Below are 17,293 nucleotides of genomic sequence, written 5' to 3'. Positions count from 1 at the left end.
AGCAGCGGCAGGCTCTGCGAGGCGGTCACGAACTCCCGCAGCGGATGCCGGGCCAGCACCGCGTCCACCTCCGGCGTCAACGCCGCCGCCAGACGCGAGGCGGCCGGCCGGGTCTCGTCCCGCAGGGCGGCGACGGCGGTGAGGAGCACATCGCGCCCGCCCTCGGGGGCGCCGTCGGCCGCGCGCTCGTACAGTCGCGCGCCCTCCTCCAGGACCAGGTCCGTGTCCATGCCCGCCGGGATCTTGATGTGGGCGTGGTGGCGCCAGGTGGTGATCGGGTCGCCCCAGGCCTCCACCGTGTAGGTCCAGAGGCCCGCTTCGCCGGCGGTGACGGTGGCGCCCCAGCGGTCGGTGCCCGGGGCCAGCTCCCGCATCGGCGTCCAGGGGCCGGGACGGCCCTCCGGATCCGTCAGGACGACATTGGCGGCGACCGCGTCATGGCCCTCCCGGAACACGGTGGCCGAGATCTCGAACGACTCGCCGGTCACGGCCTTGGCCGGCCTTCGCCCCTGCAGGACCACCGGGCGGACGTCGAGGACAGGTATGCGCCCGATGACCGCGGCGTCGCCCGCGGAGGGTGGCTGCGGGGCCGGTAGTCCGGCGTCGGCGGGGCGCACGGAGAGTGCTTCGGTGCTGGTCGTCGGGGGTGCTGACGAGTGGTGCGTGGCGGGCATGACCGCTCCTGTCCGCGTCAACGTGGGTGGGCGGATGGCTGTGGGGAGGTGGTCCTGCGGGTGGTTCCCGTGAACTGCCTGTGTGGTGTACCGGAGGAGCCTTCCCACCCTATTCGGGTACGCAATCCGGCACTTTGTTAACTACTCACGCGTATGTCTACACACAAGACCGGTCCCGTTCGTGAACGAACGGGACCGGTCCGTGGACTGTGTGACTAAGAAGACGGCACCTGCAGAAGTTCGTCCGGTGAGCCGAGTCCTCGGCCGGAGACCTTCCCGGACACCGCCAGCTTCACGAGTGCCTTGGAGACCTGGGCCGGAGTCGCCTTCGGGCGGTCGGCCAGATACAGCGCGGCCGTGCCCGTGACGTGCGGCGTCGCCATCGACGTACCGGAGAAGGTCGCCTTCCCGGTGTCGCTCGCGAAGGAGTCCGAGGTGATCGACACCCCGGGGGCGAACAGGTCGACGGCCGAGCCGAAGTTGGAGAAGCTCGCCCGTGCGTCCGTCCTGTCGGTCGCGCCGACCGTGAGGGCCTCCTTCACGTCCGCCGGGGAGTAGAGGGCGGCCGGCAGGCCGTCGTTCCCGGCGGCAACCGCGTACGTGACGCCCGACGCGATGGAGTTGCGTACGGCGGCGTCCAGCTGGGCGTTGTAGGAGCCACCCAGGCTGAGGTTGGCGACCGCCGGTTTCCTCGCGTGCTTGGTCACCCAGTCGATGCCCGCGATGACCTGCGAGGTCGTACCGGAGCCGTCGTTGTCGAGGACGCGGACGGCGACCACCTTGGCCTGTTTGGCGACGCCGTACTTGGTGCCGGCGATGGTGCCGGCGACATGGGTGCCGTGTCCGTTGCCGTCGGACGCGGTCCTGTCGTTTCCGACGAAGTCCCAGCCGTAGCTCGCCCGGCCGCCGAAGTCCCTGTGCGTGATGCGGATGCCGGTGTCGATCACGTATGCGGTCACGCCGGCGCCCGCGGAATCGGGCCAGGTGTAGCTGTTGTCCAGCGGCAGGCCCGGCTGGTCGATCCGGTCCAGGCCCCAGGACGGCGGGTTCTTCTGGACGTGGTCGAGGGACACGCGGGTGTCCTGGACGACCGAGGCGACCTGGGAGTCGGCCGCGAGCCGCTTGGCCTGTCTCTCGTCGGCCTTGATGGCGTAGCCGTTGAGGACCGAGCCGTAGGTGTGGCTTATTTTTGCCCCGTATTTCTCGGCGATGCCTTTTCCGGTCGCCGACGGAGCCTTCGTTCCCCCCTTGAGCGTCACCAGATAACTTCCGCTGACGGAGCCGGGTTCACCGGCGCCGAGTATCTGACCCTCCGGTGCGGCGTGCGCGGGCAGGGTGACGGCCGAGAGCGCGGCGGCGCAGGCCACCGCGGTCAGAGCCCCTGTCCAGCGCAGACGCCGTGTTCGCGTCCGTGCCATGGTCCGAGTTCCCCTCCCTTGACTCCACTGGGCAGCCTCTCGTGCGGTGTAGAAGGCCCACAAGAGGGCCTACGGGGCGGAATCGGCCATGTCCGCCATGGCGGACGCGTGAAGGTTGCGGTGCTTTCCGGACGGCGTAGGAGTGTGGCGTGCTCTTGGACGTGGCGTGGTTGCGGAGCCCTCCGCACGGATACCGTCGTGGTTGACGACGAGGCGCACAGCGTTGTGCGTCCGCACAGCGACACGCGTCGAGGTGGAAAGTGAAGGCGATCCGTCGATTCACCGTCCGACCCGTTCTCCCTGAACCCCTGCGGCCGCTCAGCGATCTGGCCCGCAATCTGCGCTGGTCCTGGCATGCGGAGACCCGCGACCTGTTCCAGTCCGTCGACCCCGAGCGCTGGGCCGCCTCGGACGGCGATCCCGTACGGCTCCTGGGCAGCGTGTCGCCGGCGCGGCTCGCGGAGCTGGCCGGCGACCACCGCTTCCTGCGCCGGCTGACGGAGGTCTCGGGCGACCTGGACGACTACATGACCGGCGAACGCTGGTACCAGACCCACTCCGGGGAACTTCCCGCCGCCATCGCCTATTTCTCGCCCGAGTTCGGCATCACGGCCGCTCTGCCCCAGTACTCCGGCGGCCTCGGCATCCTCGCGGGCGACCATCTGAAGGCGGCCAGCGACCTCGGCGTACCCCTGGTCGGCGTGGGCCTCCTCTACCGGCACGGCTACTTCCGCCAGTCGCTGTCCCGGGACGGCTGGCAGCAGGAGCACTACCCGGTCCTGGACCCCAACGAGCTGCCCGTCGCCCTCCTGGAGGAACCCGACGGCACTCCCGCCCAGGTCTCCCTCGCCCTGCCCGGCGGCCGTCAGCTGCACGCCCGTATCTGGCTGGCCCAGGTCGGCCGTGTCCCGCTGCTGATGCTCGACTCGGACGTCGAGGACAACAACTTCGGCGAGCGCGGGGTGACCGACCGGCTCTACGGAGGCGGCAGCGAACACCGGCTGCTGCAGGAGATGCTGCTCGGCATAGGGGGAGTGCGGGCCGTACGGACCTACTGCCGCCTCACCGGCCACCCCGCCCCCGAGGTCTTCCACACCAACGAGGGCCACGCCGGCTTCCTGGGCCTGGAGCGGATCGCCGAGCTCTGCGACGGCGGGCTGGACTTCGACTCCGCGCTGGAAGCGGTCCGCGCCGGGACGGTCTTCACCACCCACACCCCGGTCCCCGCCGGCATCGACCGCTTCGACCGCGAGCTGGTCGCCCACCACTTCGGCCCCGAGGCCGAGCTCCCGCGCATCGACGTCGAACGCATCCTGCGCCTGGGCATGGAGACCTATCCCGGCGGCGAACCGAACCTCTTCAACATGGCCGTGATGGGCCTGCGCCTGGGCCAGCGCGCCAACGGCGTCTCCCTCCTGCACGGCCATGTCAGCCGCGAGATGTTCTCCGGACTGTGGCCGGGATTCGACCCCGAGGAGGTGCCGATCACCTCCGTGACCAACGGGGTGCACGCCCCGACCTGGGTCGCCCCCGAGGTGTTCCGGCTCGGCGCCCGGCAGATCGGCGCCCAGCGCACCGAGGACGCGCTGACCGTCGGCGGCTCGGACCGCTGGGACGCGGTGGGGGACATCCCCGACCAGGACATCTGGGAGCTCAGGCGCAACCTCCGCGAGCAGCTGGTGGACGAGGTACGGGTGCGGCTGCGCGCCTCCTGGCGCCAACGCGGCGCAGGAACAGCCGAGTTGGGGTGGATCGACGGCGTCCTCGACCCGGATGTCCTCACCATCGGCTTCGCGCGCCGCGTCCCGTCGTACAAGCGCCTGACCCTGATGCTGCGCGACCGCGACCGCCTCATGGACCTGCTCCTGCACCCGGAGCGCCCGATCCAGATCGTGGTCGCGGGCAAGGCCCACCCGGCGGACGACGGCGGAAAGCGCCTGGTCCAGGAACTGGTCCGGTTCGCCGACGACCCACGGGTCCGCCACCGCATCGTCTTCCTCCCCGACTACGGCATGGCGATGGCGCAGAAGCTCTACCCGGGCTGCGACATCTGGCTCAACAACCCGCTGCGCCCCCTGGAGGCCTGCGGCACGTCCGGCATGAAGGCGGCGCTCAACGGCTGCCTCAACCTCTCCGTCCTGGACGGCTGGTGGGACGAGTGGTTCCAGCCGGACTTCGGCTGGGCGATCCCCACAGCCGACGGGGCGGGCACCGACCCCGACCACCGCGATGCCATAGAGGCCGACGCGCTCTACGACCTGCTGGAACAGCGCGTGGCTCCCCGCTTCTACGAGCGGGGACAGCACGGCCTGCCCGACCGGTGGATCGAGATGGTCCGCCAGACCCTCACCCTGCTCGGCCCGAAGGTGCTGGCCGGCCGCATGGTCCGCGAGTACGTCGAGCGGCTCTACGCACCCGCCGCCCACGCGCACCGCGCCATGACCCCCGACTCCGCCCGCGAACTCGCCGCCTGGAAGAAAAGGGTGCGGGCCGCCTGGCACGGCGTCACCGTCGACCATGTGGAGACGTCCGCCGCCATGGCCACCGCGGAACTCGGCAGCACGCTCGGACTACGGGTGCACGTGGGCCTCGGCGAGCTCGGCCCCGACGACGTGGAGGTCCAGGTCGTCTCGGGCCGCGTCGACCCCGAGGACCGCATCGCGGACGCGACGACTGTCCCCCTCAAACCGGCGGGCGGCCCCGACCCGGAGGGCAGGTGGGTGTACGAGGGGCCGCTCTCCCTCGACCGCACCGGCCCCTACGGCTACACGGTCCGCGTCCTGCCGGCCCATCGACTCCTGGCGTCCGCTGTGGAACTGGGGCTGGTGGCGGTGCCTTCGGAGGAGACGGGGGAGGGCGCAGGGGTGCTGATGCGGTGAGCGGATCCAGCCCTGACGGGCACTCTCAGGCCGGGCGGGCATTTTCAGCCCGTCCGGCGTTTGAGGACGAGGCCGTTCAGGCCGAAGCGGGGGCCTGGGGGCGGCAGCCCCAGTCAACGGCGCCCAAAACCCCCGCTCACCCCTCGGAGAGCGGTGCGCACAATCCCCGCAAAACCTTCCCGCACCGCCGCGCGTAAGCGCTCTGCAGGCCCCGGGTAGCCGGACCGCCGGCCTTCGCGTACCACTTCTCGGGCCTGCTGAACGCGGACACCGTCAGCCACACCGTGCCGTCGCCCGTGCGTTCCACGAGGAAGAGCTCCTCGCCGCACTCCGGGTGGCCGGTCAGCGTGCCGTACGCCCAGCCCGCGCGGCGGGGTTCGTCGACCGTGTACACGATGCGGCACGGTGCCTTGATCACACCGGCGAGGGTGACGGTGACGTCGACGTCCGGTGCGGCACGCTCCGCGCTCGCGTCGATGCCCACGCCCAGTTCCCGGTGCATCTCCCAGGTGAGGACCGCCTCGGTCGCTCGGCGGAAGCAGGGTTCGCCCTCGCCGATGCGCGTGCGCACATGCATCGGGCGGAAACCCGGCGGGCAGAAACCGACGCGGCCGGTGCCGCCGACGTCGTCGTAGGTGAAGTCCTCCAGGCGCATGGGACACAAGAGTAGGGCGGCACCCGGGAATGCCTTCGTCCCGGGTACCGCCCGCCAACCCCCCTCGGGTCAGCTCACGTTGACCGCGGACCAGGCCGCGGCGACCGTCTTGTACTCGGTGCTGCTGGATCCGTACAGGCTCGCCGCCGCCGCCAGCGTGCCCGCGCGGGCCGCCTTGTAGTTGGTGGTCGAGGTGAACTGCTCGGTCAGCGCCTTGTACCAGATCTGCAGCGCCTTGTCCCGGCCGATGCCGGTGACCGTGGAGCCGTTGGACGTCGGCGAGTTGTAGCTGACGCCGTTGATCGTCTTCGAACCGCTGCCCTCGGCCAGCAGGTAGAAGAAGTGGTTGGCGACACCGGACGAGTAGTGGACGTCCAGGTTGCCGACGGAGGAGGACCAGGAGTCCGCCGAGCCGCCGTCCTTGCTGGGCTTGTCGAAGTAGCGCAGCGGGGTGCCGTCGCCGTTGATGTCGATCTTCTCGCCGATGAGGTAGTCACCCTTGTCGGACGAGTTGTTGGCGTAGAACTCGACGCCGACACCGCCGAGGATGTCGGAGGTCGCCTCGTTGAGGCCGCCGGACTCACCGCTGTAGTCCAGGCCGGCGGTGTTGGCGGTGACGCCGTGGGTCATCTCGTGGCCGGCCACGTCGATCGAGGTCAGCGGGTCCGTGTTGTTGTCACCGTCGCCGTACGTCATGCAGAAGCAGTCGTCGTCCCAGAAGGCGTTGACGTACGAGCTGCCGTAGTGGACGCGGGAGTAGGCGGCCACGCCGTCGTTCTTGATGCCGCTGCGGCCGAAGGTGCTCTTGTAGTAGTCCCAGGTCTCCTGCGCGCCGTAGGCGGCGTCGGCGGCGGCCGTCTGGTCGCTGGAGGAGCTGGAGGCGGTGCCGGTGCCGAAGGTGCTGGACGAGCTGGAGACCAGCGTGCCCTTGCCGGAGGTGCCCCGCTTGAGGTTGTACGTCTTGTGGCTGCCGCGGGTGGCGTCCGTCAGGTTGTACGTCGAGCCCGACTGGGTGACGCTGAGGCTGACCGTGCCCGAGTACAGGGTCTTGCCGGTACCGGTGGCGTTCTCGATGGCCTGGTACTGGAAGAGCTTCTTGCCCGTGGCCGCGTCGGTGATGACGTGCAGCGCGTTCGGGGTGCCGTCGTCCTGGAGGCCGCCGACGACGGTCTCGATGGCGAGGACGGGCTTGCCGGAGCCGGCCCAGATGACCTTGCGGGTCTTGTCCGCCGAGGTCTTGTCCGAACCCGCGGTCCTGGCGGCGGTCAGCGCCTGCTTCTCGGCCTTGGCCGTGGTGATCTGCGGCTTGAGCGAGGCCACCTTGATGGCCGCCTTCGTCGCCTTGACGATGCTCTCGGTCTTGCCGGCCTTCGTCGCGACGACCAGGTCGCCACCGAGGACGGGCAGGCCCGCGTAGGTGCGCTCGTAGCGGGTGTGGACCGTGCCGTCGGCGTCCTTGACGACGTCCTTGACGACCAGCTTCTCCTTGGTGCCGAGGCCTATCTGCTGCGCCGTGGCGGCGAGGCCGGCCTGCGCCTGCTTGATGAGGGAGACGCGGGCCGAGGCCGACAGCGCCGCGGGGGAGCCGGCCGTACGGGCCGTGGCCGTGGAGTCCGCCTTGGTCTGGGCGGTGGCCGAACCGGTGGTCAGACCGGTGGTGAGCAGGGCTCCGGCGGCAACGGCGGTTGCGATGGCCAGAGTCGAGCGCTTGTGACGCGCGTAGAGGGGGGTCACACAAGCTCCTTGTGGTGGGGGAGTCCGGCACGGCGTGGGGCGCCCGGCCGGAGTTGCAGTGAAGTTGTGCGGCGGTTGTGGAGAAGAGTGACATCAAGGCGCGTACATGTCAGGAGCCCCAAGTGATGTTGGCTGAAAATCGACTGTCCGGTTAACGTTTCAGGAATGTAAACGGGCGCCGCCCCGGGAGGTGTTCTCCGGGACGGCGCCCTGTTTCCCAAGCCGCTGCGTGCGGTCTACGGGAATGTCACCTTCCAGCTGTTGAGCGTGCCGACGTCCTGCGCGGCCTGGTCCTGAATCTTCAATTTCCAGGTTCCATTGGCCGTTTCGCTCGACGCGTTGACCGTGTACGTCGCCTGGACGTTGTCGGCCGAGTCCGAGGAGGAGAAGTTCTTCAGGCGGTACGCGGTGCCCGACGGGCCGACCAGGTCGATCACCAGGTCGCCGCGCCAGGTGTGGGTGATGTCGACGCTCACCTGGAGGTTGCTTGGCGCGTTTCCGCTCCTGCCGGAGACGGTGATCGACGAGGTCACGGCCGGCCCGTTGTCCGGGATCGACAGCGGGGTCGTGTTCTCGTACGACGTTCCGCCCCCGCCGCCCCCGCCGGAGCGCGAGCCGACCGCGACGGCCGCCCAGGCGTCCTGCACGGCCTTGTACTCGGTGGAGGTGGTGCCGTACAGCTCACCGGCGGCCGCGAGCGTGCCGGTGCGGGCGCCCGCGTAGTTGGTGGTGGACGTCCACTTGGTGGTCAGCGCCCGGTACCAGATCGCCAGCGCCTTGTCCCGGCCGATGCCGGTGACCGGAAGGCCGTCCGAGGTGGGCGAGTTGTAGCTGACGCCGTTGATGACCTTGGCGCCGCTGCCCTCGCTCAGCAGGTAGAAGAAGTGGTTGGCGACGCCCGAGGAGTAGTGCACGTCGAGGTTGCCGACGCCGGAGTACCAGCTGTCCTTGGACCCGCCGTCCTTGCTCGGCTTGTCCATGTAGCGCAGCGGGGTGCCGTCGCCGTTGATGTCGATCTTCTCGCCGATGAGGTAGTCACCCGGGTCGGACGAGTTGTTGGCGTAGAACTCGACGCCGACGCCGCCGAGGATGTCGGAGGTCGCCTCGTTGAGGCCGCCCGACTCGCCGCTGTAGTTGAGGCCCGCGGTGTTCGAGGTGACGCCGTGGGTCATCTCGTGGCCCGCGACGTCCAGCGAGGTCAGCGGGTCCGCGTTGCCGGAGCCGTCGCCGTACGTCATGCAGAAGCAGCTGTCGTCCCAGAACGCGTTCACGTACGAGTTGCCGTAGTGGACGCGCGAGTAGGCGCCGACGCCGTTGTTCTTGATGCCGCTGCGACCGAAGGTGTTCTTGTAGAAGTCCCAGGTCTCCGCGGCGCCGTAGTGCGCGTCCGCGCCCGCGGTCCCGGCGTTCGACGTGGTGCCGTTGCCCCAGGTGTTGCTGGTCTGCGAGAACAGCGTGCCGGTGCCGGACGTGCCGTGGTTCAGGTTGTACGTCTTGTGGCCGCCGCGGTCGCCGTCGGTCAGGTTGTAGTTCGAGCCCGACTGGGTCGTCGTCAGCGAGACCGTGCCGCTGTACTGGGTGTTGCCGGTGCCGGTCGCGTTCTCGATGCCCTGGTACTCGTAGAGCTTCTTGCCGGTGGTGGCGTCGGTGATGACGTGCAGCGCGTTCGGGGTGCCGTCGTCCTGGAAGCCGCCGATGACCGTCTCGTACGCGAGGACCGGCTTGCCGCTCGCCGCCCAGATCACCTTGCGGGCGCTGTCGGCGGCCGACTTGGTGCCGCCCAGAGCCTTCGCGCGCTTCACGGCCTGCCGCTCGGCGGTCTCCTTGGTGATGTCCGGGGTGACGTCGGAGACCTTGATGGCGGCGTTCGTCGCCTTGATGACGCCCTTGGTGGCGCCCGACTTGGCGGTGTCGACGACCAGGTCGCCGCCGAGGACCGGCAGGCCGGCGTAGGTGCGCTCGTAGCGGGTGTGCAGGGTGCCGTCGGCGTCCTTGACGACGTCACGGGCGACGAGCTTCTCCTTCGCGCCCAGGCCGATGTCCTTGGCGGTCCGCGCACGCGCGCTGTCGGCGTCGCGTATCAGCTCCGCGCGCTGGGAGGGAGAGAGTTTGACCGCCATGTGCGCCTTGTTCGCGGACGAGGCCTGGGCGGGGGTGGCGGACGCGGCGCCCGACTGGACGGCCGCGGCGAGCAGTGCGGTGACGCCGGCGACGGCGACGATGTGGGAGGTGCGTCTGCGAGAGGAACTGCTTCTCAACACTGACTCCTTCTGCGTGGCCGCGGATTGCGCGGCCAGGGGAGATCCGGACGGTGGGTCGACCGTCCGGGCAGAACTGGGGGTGGAGCTTGTGGGGTTGCTGTGTTGAAGCTGTGGGAAGGGTGGCAGGAGATTTAGGCCCTGTCAGGAGCGCGTCACAAAGTTGGCCGGAAATGGTTCGTTGTCCGGTTGTTCATGTTCGGTATGCGAACCAGATGTTTGATCGTGAGCGAAACGCGCGGCTACGACGGCTCGCCGTGCCAGGTGTGCCAGAGCGCCGCGTACGCCCCCTCGGCCGCCACGAGCTCTTCGTGCGTGCCGAGTTCGGTGAGCCGGCCGTCCTCCATCACGGCCACCCGGTCCGCGTCGTGGGCGGTGTGCAGACGGTGGGCGATGGCGATGACCGTGCGGCCCTCCAGGACGGCGGCCAGGGCACGCTCGGTGTGGCGCGCCGTCGCCGGGTCGAGGAGCGCGGTGGCCTCGTCGAGGATCAGGGTGTGCGGGTCGGCCAGGACCACGCGGGCGAGGGCGAGCTGCTGGGCCTGGGAGCCGTCGGTGCGGGTGCCGCCGTCTCCGAGCGGGGTGTCCAGTCCGTCCGGCAGTTCGCGCACCCAGTCGTCGGCTCCCACCGCCGTCAGCGCCGCCCACAACTCCTCGTCGGCAGCCCCCGGTTCGGCGATCAGCAGGTTGTCGCGGACCGAGCCGAGGAACACATGGTGCTCCTGCGTGACCAGGACGACCTGGCGGCGCAGCTGCTCGGGGCCGAGGTCGACCACGGGCACCCCGCCGACGGTCACCGTCCCCTCGGTGGGCGCGTCGACCCCCGCCAGCAGCCTGCTCAGCGTGGTCTTTCCGGCACCCGAGGGGCCGACGACCGCCAGCCGCTCGCCGGGCCGCACGGTCAGGTCGACGCCGTGCAGCACCTCGCCGCCGCGGTCGTAGGCGTAGCGCACCCCGGACACGTCGAAGCGGTCGTCCGCCGGGGCGGGCGCCTCGGCCTGTTGCGCGCGCGGTGCCCGGGCCAGGCCCTCCACCCGGGCGAAGGAGGCGCTGCTGTTCTGCAGTTGCTCGACGCGCATCAGGATCTCGTCGAGGGGCCCGCTCAGCCGCTGCAGATACAGGGCCGCCGTCACGACCGCGCCGAGACTCAGCGTGCCGCGCCCGTGCAGCACCCCGCCGACCAGCAGCACCGCGGACACCGGAACCAGGTAGGAGACCTCCACCGCCGGGAAGAACACGGTGCGCAGGAACAGGGTGTACAGCCGGGTGCGCCGGGACGTCTCCAACGCGTCCCGGCTCGCCGCGATCCGCCGCCGCTCCAGCCGCAGTGCCTCGACCGTGCGGGCGCCGGACGCGGTCGCCGCGAGGATCTCGGCGACCTCGGAGGTGGCGGCGCCCTCGGCGAGGTAGCCGTCGCGGGCCCGGCGCAGATACCAGCGCAGCGCGCACCAGATGCCGACCAGACCGAGCAGACCGCACCCGCCGAGCAGCGGGTTCAGCCAGAACACCGCGCCGAGCAGGAACAGCGCCTGCACGCTGTTGATGAGCAGTTCGGGCCCGACGTCACGCAGCGTCGTGCCGACCGTGGCCACGTCGGCCGTCCCGCGCGCCGTCAGATCACCGGTGCCGGCCCGCTCCACGACCGCCGCGGGCAGCGCGAGCGCCCGGTCGACGAACTCCTCGCGCACCCGGGCCAGCGTCCGCTCCCCGAAGCGGTGTCCCACATACCGGGCCCAGCGGGCGAGTACCAGTTGCGCCAGCGAACAGAGCAGGATCCACAGGGCCAGCCGGTCGACGGCGCCCACGCCGTGTCCGGCCCGCACCTCGTCGATGATCCGGCCGACCAGCCAGGGTCCGGCGAGACCGGCGCCGGCCGCGAGTGCGTTGAGTGCGAGCACGATGGCGAAGGCGCGGGCGTCGGCCCGTACGAGGCGCACCAGGGCGCGGCGTACGTCCTGCCGTTCGGCGACGGGGAGGTGGGCTGAGGCCGCTGTCATCGGACCGTCTCCTCGGCGTCCCGTGCGACGAGAGCACGGTAGCCCGGCTCGGTTTCGAGCAGGTCCCGGTGCCCGCCGGCGGCTGCCACCTTGCCGTCCACCAGGTAGTACACGGTGTCCGCGTGGTCCAGGACGAGCGGGGAAGTGGTGGTGACCAGGGTGGTACGGCCCTGCCGTGCCGCCCGCAGGCGTTGGGCCACCCGGGCCTCGGTGTGCGCGTCGAGCGCCGACGTCGGTTCTACGGCGAGCAGTACCTCGGGGTCGGCCGCCAGTGCTCTGGCCAGGCGGATGCGTTGTCTCTGGCCGCCGGAGAGGTTGCGGGCCTGCGGGTCGATTGCTGAGGCCAGGCCATCGGGCAGGCCCTGGACGATGTCGTCTGCGACGGCTGCGCGCAGGGCATTGGCGAGATGCGCGTCATCGTCTGCCTCGGTATGTCGTATGGCGTCTGCGAGTGGTTCGTGGTTGCTCGCGCCCCGCGGCGGAGCCGCATATCGATGCAGCCCCGCGCCCCTGAAAGACGCGCCGCCGAGTACGTCGCGCAGGGGGCCTGCGAAGAGGTCTGCCTCGTGGTCGGCGACCAAGATGTGCTGCCTGATCTGCTTCAGCTTGATCTCGTTGAGCGGTACGTCGCCCCAGGTGGCCCTCGACGGGGTGTACCGGCCCAGGCGGTCCACGACTGTTGCCGCGTCCGCCGGGCGGGCGCCGGCCAGCGCGGTCAGGCGGCCGGGTCGTACCCGTACTCCCGAATCGGGATCGTGCAGTACCGCCGGCTCCGCAGGGGCGTCCCGGGTGCCGATGTCGGCCAGTGGCTCCAGTTGCAGGAAGCGGACGACCCGGCGGGCCGAGACCAGGCCGCGGCTGATCTGGTAGCCGCACTCCACCCAGAAGGCCACCGGGCCCACCAGGACGGCCACGTAGCCGTACACCGACACCAATTCGCCGATGGTGATGGAGCCTTGGGCCGCGAGGCGGGCCGCCAGCCAGGTGACCACCGCCAGGAACAGGGTCGGCAGCCCGATGCCCAGGGCCTGGACCCAGCTGGTGACCGCGCCGACCCGGTAGCCCTGGCGGCGCAGCCGCTGGGAGTCGTGGTGGAAGGCCTCCGCGAACAGGCCCTTGCCGCCGAGGCCGTTGAGGACGCGCAGGCCGCCCGCGAGGTCGGCGATCCGGGCCGTGAGGACGCCCTGCCGGTTGCGGTACTCGGTCTCCGCGCCTTGCAGACGCGCCAGCAGCGGTCCGACGAGGACGACGATCAGGGGGAGGCCGAGCAGCACGACCGCGGCGATCAAGGGGGAGACCGAGAGGAGAGCGGCCGCGACCGCCAGGTAGGCGACCACCGCCCCCACCCCGGGGCCGACCACCGTCAGCGACTGGCTGATCGTCTGTACGTCGCCGACGCCGATGGTGACGACCTCCCCGGCCCCCACCCGGCGCGGCAGCGCGGCGCCCAGCCGGACCGCCTGGCCGACGATCACCTTCACGGTGCGGAAGTTGGCGTCCATCCGCACCCGCGTCATCGTGCGGTGCCGCATGATGCTCAGCCAGGCGTTGAACGTCCCGACCGCGAAGAGCACCGCGGTCCAGCCCGCCAGCGCCGGATAGTCACCGGGTTCCAGTCCGTCGTCGATCGCCCGGGAGAGGAGATACGGCGTCGCCGCCAGCAGCACCATCCACACGCTGCCCAGCACCGCCCCGGCGAGCGACCGGCCGGGCTGGCAGCGCACCAGCCACAGCAGATAGCGGGCGCCCCCGCGGCGGTCGGGTTCGCCCGGGTCCTCGTACGCGTCGATCATGCTCCCCCGATCCCTGCCGGTCCCTGCCGATCCCTGCGATCTCTACGCCAGACTGTCCCGCCACGCCCGGTGCAGGTCCGCGAACCGCCCGGTGCCCTCGATGAGTTCGGCCGGGCTGCCGTCCTCCACGATCTTCCCGTGCTCCATGACCAGTACTCGGTCCGCGATCTCGACGGTCGACAGCCGGTGCGCGATGACCACGGCCGTACGTCCGCGCAGGACCGTCAACATCGCGCGCTGCACCGCCCGTTCGCCCGGAATGTCGAGCGAGCTGGTCGCCTCGTCGAGGATCAGCACGGCCGGGTCGGCGAGCAGCGCCCGGGCGAAGGCGACGAGCTGGCGCTGGCCCGCGGAGATACGGCCGCCTCGCTTCCGTACGTCCGTGTCGTACCCGTCGGGCAGGGCGCTGATGAACTCGTGCGCACCGATCGCCTTCGCCGCCTGCTCGATCTGCTCGCGGGTCGCGTCCGGGCGGCCGATGGCGATGTTCTCGGCGACCGTGCCGGAGAACAGGAACGCCTCCTGCGTCACCATCACCACCCCGCGCCGCAGCTCGGGCACGGCGAGGTCGCGCAGGTCGACGCCGTCCAGCAGGACCCGCCCGGCGGAGGGGTCGTAGAAGCGGGCCAGCAGCTTGGCGAGGGTCGACTTGCCGGCGCCCGTCGAGCCGACGACCGCGACCGTCTGCCCGGCGGGGATCGTCAGATCGAAGGCCGGCAGGACCTCGCCGCCGGTGCGGTAGCCGAAACTGACGCCGTCGAAGACGACCTCGCGGCCCGGGTGTTCGCTCTCGAGCACCGGAAGCTCCACGGGATCCGACGGCTCGGGCACGGACGGTGTCTGCGCGAGCAGCCCGGCGATCTTCTCCAGGGAGGCCGCCGCCGACTGGTACGAGTTCAGGAACATGCCGAGGCGGTCGATGGGGTCGTAGAGGCGGCGCAGATACAGGACCGCGGCCGCCAGGACACCCAGCTCCAGCGAGCCGCCCGCCACCCGGTAGGCGCCCCACAGCACGATCACCGCGACGGCCGTGTTGGCGACCAGCCGGGAGCCGACGACATAGCGGGCCATCTCCAGCATCGCGTCCCCGTTGACCCGCTCGTGGCGGCGGTTCAGCGCCAGGAAGTCGGCGTCGTTGGCGGCCTCGCGGCGGAACGCGCGCACCGGCCGGATGCCGTTCATGGTCTCGACGAACTTGACGATGACGGCCGCGATCGCGGTGGACCGCACCCGGTACACCCGTACCGCGCGCCGCTGGTAGACCCGTACCAGCAGGTACAGCGGCACGAAGGACGCCACCGCGACCGCGCCGAGCCCCAGGTCCAGCCAGAGCAGCATGGCCGAGATGTAGACGAAGGACAGAATGACCGTGATGAGTTCCTGCAGGCCCTCGTTGAGCAGCTCCCGCAGTGACTCGACGTCCGCCGTGGACCGGGAGATCAGGCGGCCGCTCGTGTAGCGCTCGTGGAAGTCGATGCTCAGCGCCTGGGCATGCCGGAAGATACGGCCGCGCAGATCGAGCAGCACGTCCTGGTTGACCCGGGCGGAGGCGAGGACGAACGCGTACTGCAGCCCGCCGGAGACGAGTGCGCACAGCAGATAGCCCGCGGCCACCGCGATCAGCGGGCCGTGGTCGTGGTCCCGGAACGCCGGTACGGCCCTGTCGATCGCGTACGCCACCAGCAGCGGGCCCGCCTGCACCGCCGCCTGCTGGAGCAGCAGCAGGAGCGTGGTGACGGCGACGCGGGCCTTCATGGGGGCGAGCAGGGAGCGCAGCAGCCCGGCGGTGGCGCCCGGCGGAGTGGGCAGGACGTCCCGGTCGAAGGGGTCGCCGGCAGCCTTGGGGCGGGGGAGGTCCGGCTCGTCGTCCGCCGTGGGGACGGAGGTGGTGGGGGCCGTCATCGCTCGTCCTCCGCTTCTGGGGTCCCGGACATCAGATGGGCGTACTCGGCGTTCGTGCGCAGCAGTTCGTGGTGCGTGCCGACGGCGGTGATGCGGCCGCCGGAGAGCAGCGCGACCCGGTCGGCGAGCAGGACGGTGGACGGGCGGTGCGCCACGATGAGCGCCGTCGTGTCCGCGAGGACGTCCCGCAGCGCGGCCTCGACGGCGGCCTCGGTGTGCACGTCGAGGGCGGACAGGGGGTCGTCCAGGACGAGGAACCTCGGTCTGCCCACGACGGCCCGCGCCAGCGCCAGCCGCTGCCGCTGCCCGCCGGAGAGGCTGAGGCCCTGCTCGCCGACCTGGGTGTCGGTCCCCTGCGGCAGCGCATGCGCGAACTCGGCCTGCGCGACGGCGAGGGCGCGGTTCAGCTCGGCGTCGCCCGCGCCGTCCCGGGCACCCATGAGCACGTTGTCCCCGACGCTCGCGGAGAAGAGCGTGGGTTCCTCGAAGGCGACGGCGACGAGGGAGCGCAGTTCCTCGCGGGGCATGGCGGTGATGTCCTCGCCGTCGAGCGTGATGCGACCGGACGTGACCTCGTGGAGGCGGGGGACGAGTGCGGTCAGCGTCGTCTTGCCGCTCCCGGTCGCGCCCACCAGGGCCATGGATTCGCCGGGGCGGATGTGGAGGTCGATGCGGTCGAGGACGGGAGGGGAGTCGACGGGGGCGTCCGGGTAACGGAACCGTACGTTGTGGAACCGGAGGCCGCGCAACTCGGCGGTGCGAGGTGCCGCTCTCTGTGGGTCGGGTGCCGCCCCAGCGGCACGAATGCCCGCAGCTACGGCGGACTCGTCCTCCGGCACCTCGTCCATGACCTCGAAGTACCGCTCCGTAGCCGTAGCAGCCTCCTGGCTCATGGCCAGCAGAAACCCGATGGAATCCACCGGCCACCGCAGAGCAAGCGCCGTCGACAGAAACGCCACCAACGTCCCCGCGGACAACGACCCGTCCGCAACCTGCACCACCCCCAGCACCAACGCCGCCCCGATGGCCACCTCCGGCAGCGTCACGATGACACCCCAGATCGTGGCGAGCAGCCGAGCCTTGCGCAGCTCCGTCCCCCGCAGCGTCCGCGTCAGCTCCCGGAACGCCCGCGCCTGGCTGCGGTGGCGCCCGAAGCCCTTGATGATCCGGATGCCGAGCACGCTCTCCTCGACGACGGTCGTCAGATCACCGACCTGGTCCTGCGCGAGCCGCGCCACAGCGGCGTACCGCTTCTCGAAGATCACGCAGGTGACCATCACGGGGACGGCCGGCCCCAGGATCACCAGCCCGAGCGTCCAGTCCTGAAGCAGCATGATCACCACGCCGACGAGGATCGTCACCCCGTTGACCAGCAGGAACGTCATCGGGAAGGCGAGGAACATGCGCAGCAGCATCAGGTCCGTCGTGCCGCGCGACAGCAACTGGCCCGAGGCCCAGCGGTCGTGGAAGGCGACCGGAAGCCGCTGCAGATGCCGGTACAGATCCGCCCGCATCCCCGCCTCGACGCCCGCGAGCGGCCGCGCCACCAGCCACCGCCGCAGCCCGAACAGCAGCGCCTCCCCGAGCCCGAGGAGCAGCAGGTACAGCGCCCCGAGCCACACGCCCGCGGGGTCCCGGCCGGCGACCGGCCCGTCCACCATCCACTTCAGCACGAGCGGGATCACGAGGCCCGTACAGGAGGCGAGCACGGCGACGAACGCGGCGGTGAACAGCCGCGCCCGCACGGGCCGTACGTACGGCCACAGGCGCAGCAGTGTGCGTACGGCGGATCGGCCGGTGGTCCTTGCGGGGTCCTTGGTGGTTGCACGTGTCGAGGGCATCGTCTGTGAGCCTACGGATCGGCTCTGACAACGCCCACCGAGTTTTGGCCGGACCCGGATCGGCCGCTGGTCCTACGACCTGCGCGTTCGAGGGGTCGTACAAGAGATGCGGAGGGGTCGTAGGGCGGCATCGACCGATCGG

10 protein-coding genes are annotated in these 17,293 nt (G+C 70.8%); 1 reads left to right on the top strand and 9 read right to left on the bottom strand.

All coding sequences use genetic code 11. The features are described 5' to 3' along the window. Positions 1 to 674, bottom strand: a 674-nt coding sequence (locus ACWC1K_RS43445) for a maltotransferase domain-containing protein (protein WP_450838974.1), incomplete at its 3' end; no start/stop codon positions are given. Positions 675 to 889: 215 nt separating this feature from the next. Further along, on the bottom strand, positions 890 to 2,092 hold the full coding sequence (locus ACWC1K_RS43440) for a S8 family peptidase (protein ID WP_450838972.1): 1,203 nt from the start codon (positions 2,090 to 2,092) through the stop codon (positions 890 to 892). A gap of 260 nt (positions 2,093 to 2,352) precedes the next feature. Between ACWC1K_RS43440 and ACWC1K_RS43435 the strand changes: the two genes are divergently transcribed. Further along, a complete protein-coding gene (locus ACWC1K_RS43435) occupies positions 2,353 to 4,971 on the top strand; it encodes a glycosyltransferase family 1 protein (RefSeq protein ID WP_450838971.1) in 2,619 nt (872 codons plus the stop codon). 136 nt (positions 4,972 to 5,107) lie between these two features. Here ACWC1K_RS43435 and ACWC1K_RS43430 read toward each other — a convergent pair whose 3' ends face one another. The 7 genes from ACWC1K_RS43430 to ACWC1K_RS43400 all read right to left on the bottom strand — a co-directional run bounded on the left by ACWC1K_RS43430 (position 5,108) and on the right by ACWC1K_RS43400 (position 17,151). Continuing rightward, entirely contained in the window at positions 5,108 to 5,626 is a 519-nt protein-coding gene (locus ACWC1K_RS43430) for a DUF1990 family protein (protein WP_450838970.1), read from the bottom strand. Positions 5,627 to 5,695: 69 nt separating this feature from the next. Further along, positions 5,696 to 7,360: a M4 family metallopeptidase gene (locus ACWC1K_RS43425; RefSeq protein WP_450838969.1), complete on the bottom strand. Its 1,665-nt coding sequence runs from the start codon at positions 7,358 to 7,360 to the stop codon at positions 5,696 to 5,698. Positions 7,361 to 7,596: 236 nt separating this feature from the next. After that, positions 7,597 to 9,618: a M4 family metallopeptidase gene (locus ACWC1K_RS43420; RefSeq protein ID WP_450838968.1), complete on the bottom strand. Its 2,022-nt coding sequence runs from the start codon at positions 9,616 to 9,618 to the stop codon at positions 7,597 to 7,599. A gap of 242 nt (positions 9,619 to 9,860) precedes the next feature. Further along, positions 9,861 to 11,615, bottom strand: a complete 1,755-nt coding sequence (locus ACWC1K_RS43415) for an ABC transporter ATP-binding protein (RefSeq protein WP_450838966.1) — start codon at positions 11,613 to 11,615, stop codon at positions 9,861 to 9,863. Continuing rightward, complete coding sequence (locus ACWC1K_RS43410) at positions 11,612 to 13,408, bottom strand: ABC transporter transmembrane domain-containing protein (RefSeq protein ID WP_450838965.1); 1,797 nt, start codon at positions 13,406 to 13,408, stop codon at positions 11,612 to 11,614. Before ACWC1K_RS43410 ends, ACWC1K_RS43415 begins: the two co-directional genes overlap by 4 nt. 42 nt (positions 13,409 to 13,450) lie before the next feature. Continuing rightward, the gene (locus ACWC1K_RS43405; protein WP_450838964.1) at positions 13,451 to 15,310 is read right to left on the bottom strand and encodes an ABC transporter ATP-binding protein; all 1,860 of its coding nucleotides are present in this window, start codon (positions 15,308 to 15,310) and stop codon (positions 13,451 to 13,453) included. Continuing rightward, complete coding sequence (locus ACWC1K_RS43400; protein ID WP_450838962.1) at positions 15,307 to 17,151, bottom strand: ABC transporter ATP-binding protein; 1,845 nt, start codon at positions 17,149 to 17,151, stop codon at positions 15,307 to 15,309. The genes ACWC1K_RS43405 and ACWC1K_RS43400 overlap by 4 nt, the downstream gene beginning before the upstream one ends. Positions 17,152 to 17,293 lie beyond the last annotated feature (142 nt).

This window comes from Streptomyces sp. NPDC001492 (assembly GCF_053597275.1).
Note: the sequence above shows the minus strand (reverse complement) of the source record. Positions and strands in the feature narration are given on the sequence as shown.

Coding starts and splice junctions, on each gene's coding strand:
- ACWC1K_RS43430 (WP_450838970.1), bottom strand. CDS start 5,626: ATGCGCCTGGAGGACTTCACCTACGACGACGTCGGCGGCACCGGCCGC.
- ACWC1K_RS43400 (WP_450838962.1), bottom strand. CDS start 17,151: ATGCCCTCGACACGTGCAACCACCAAGGACCCCGCAAGGACCACCGGC.
- ACWC1K_RS43410 (WP_450838965.1), bottom strand. CDS start 13,408: ATGATCGACGCGTACGAGGACCCGGGCGAACCCGACCGCCGCGGGGGC.
- ACWC1K_RS43440 (WP_450838972.1), bottom strand. CDS start 2,092: ATGGCACGGACGCGAACACGGCGTCTGCGCTGGACAGGGGCTCTGACC.
- ACWC1K_RS43405 (WP_450838964.1), bottom strand. CDS start 15,310: ATGACGGCCCCCACCACCTCCGTCCCCACGGCGGACGACGAGCCGGAC.
- ACWC1K_RS43415 (WP_450838966.1), bottom strand. CDS start 11,615: ATGACAGCGGCCTCAGCCCACCTCCCCGTCGCCGAACGGCAGGACGTA.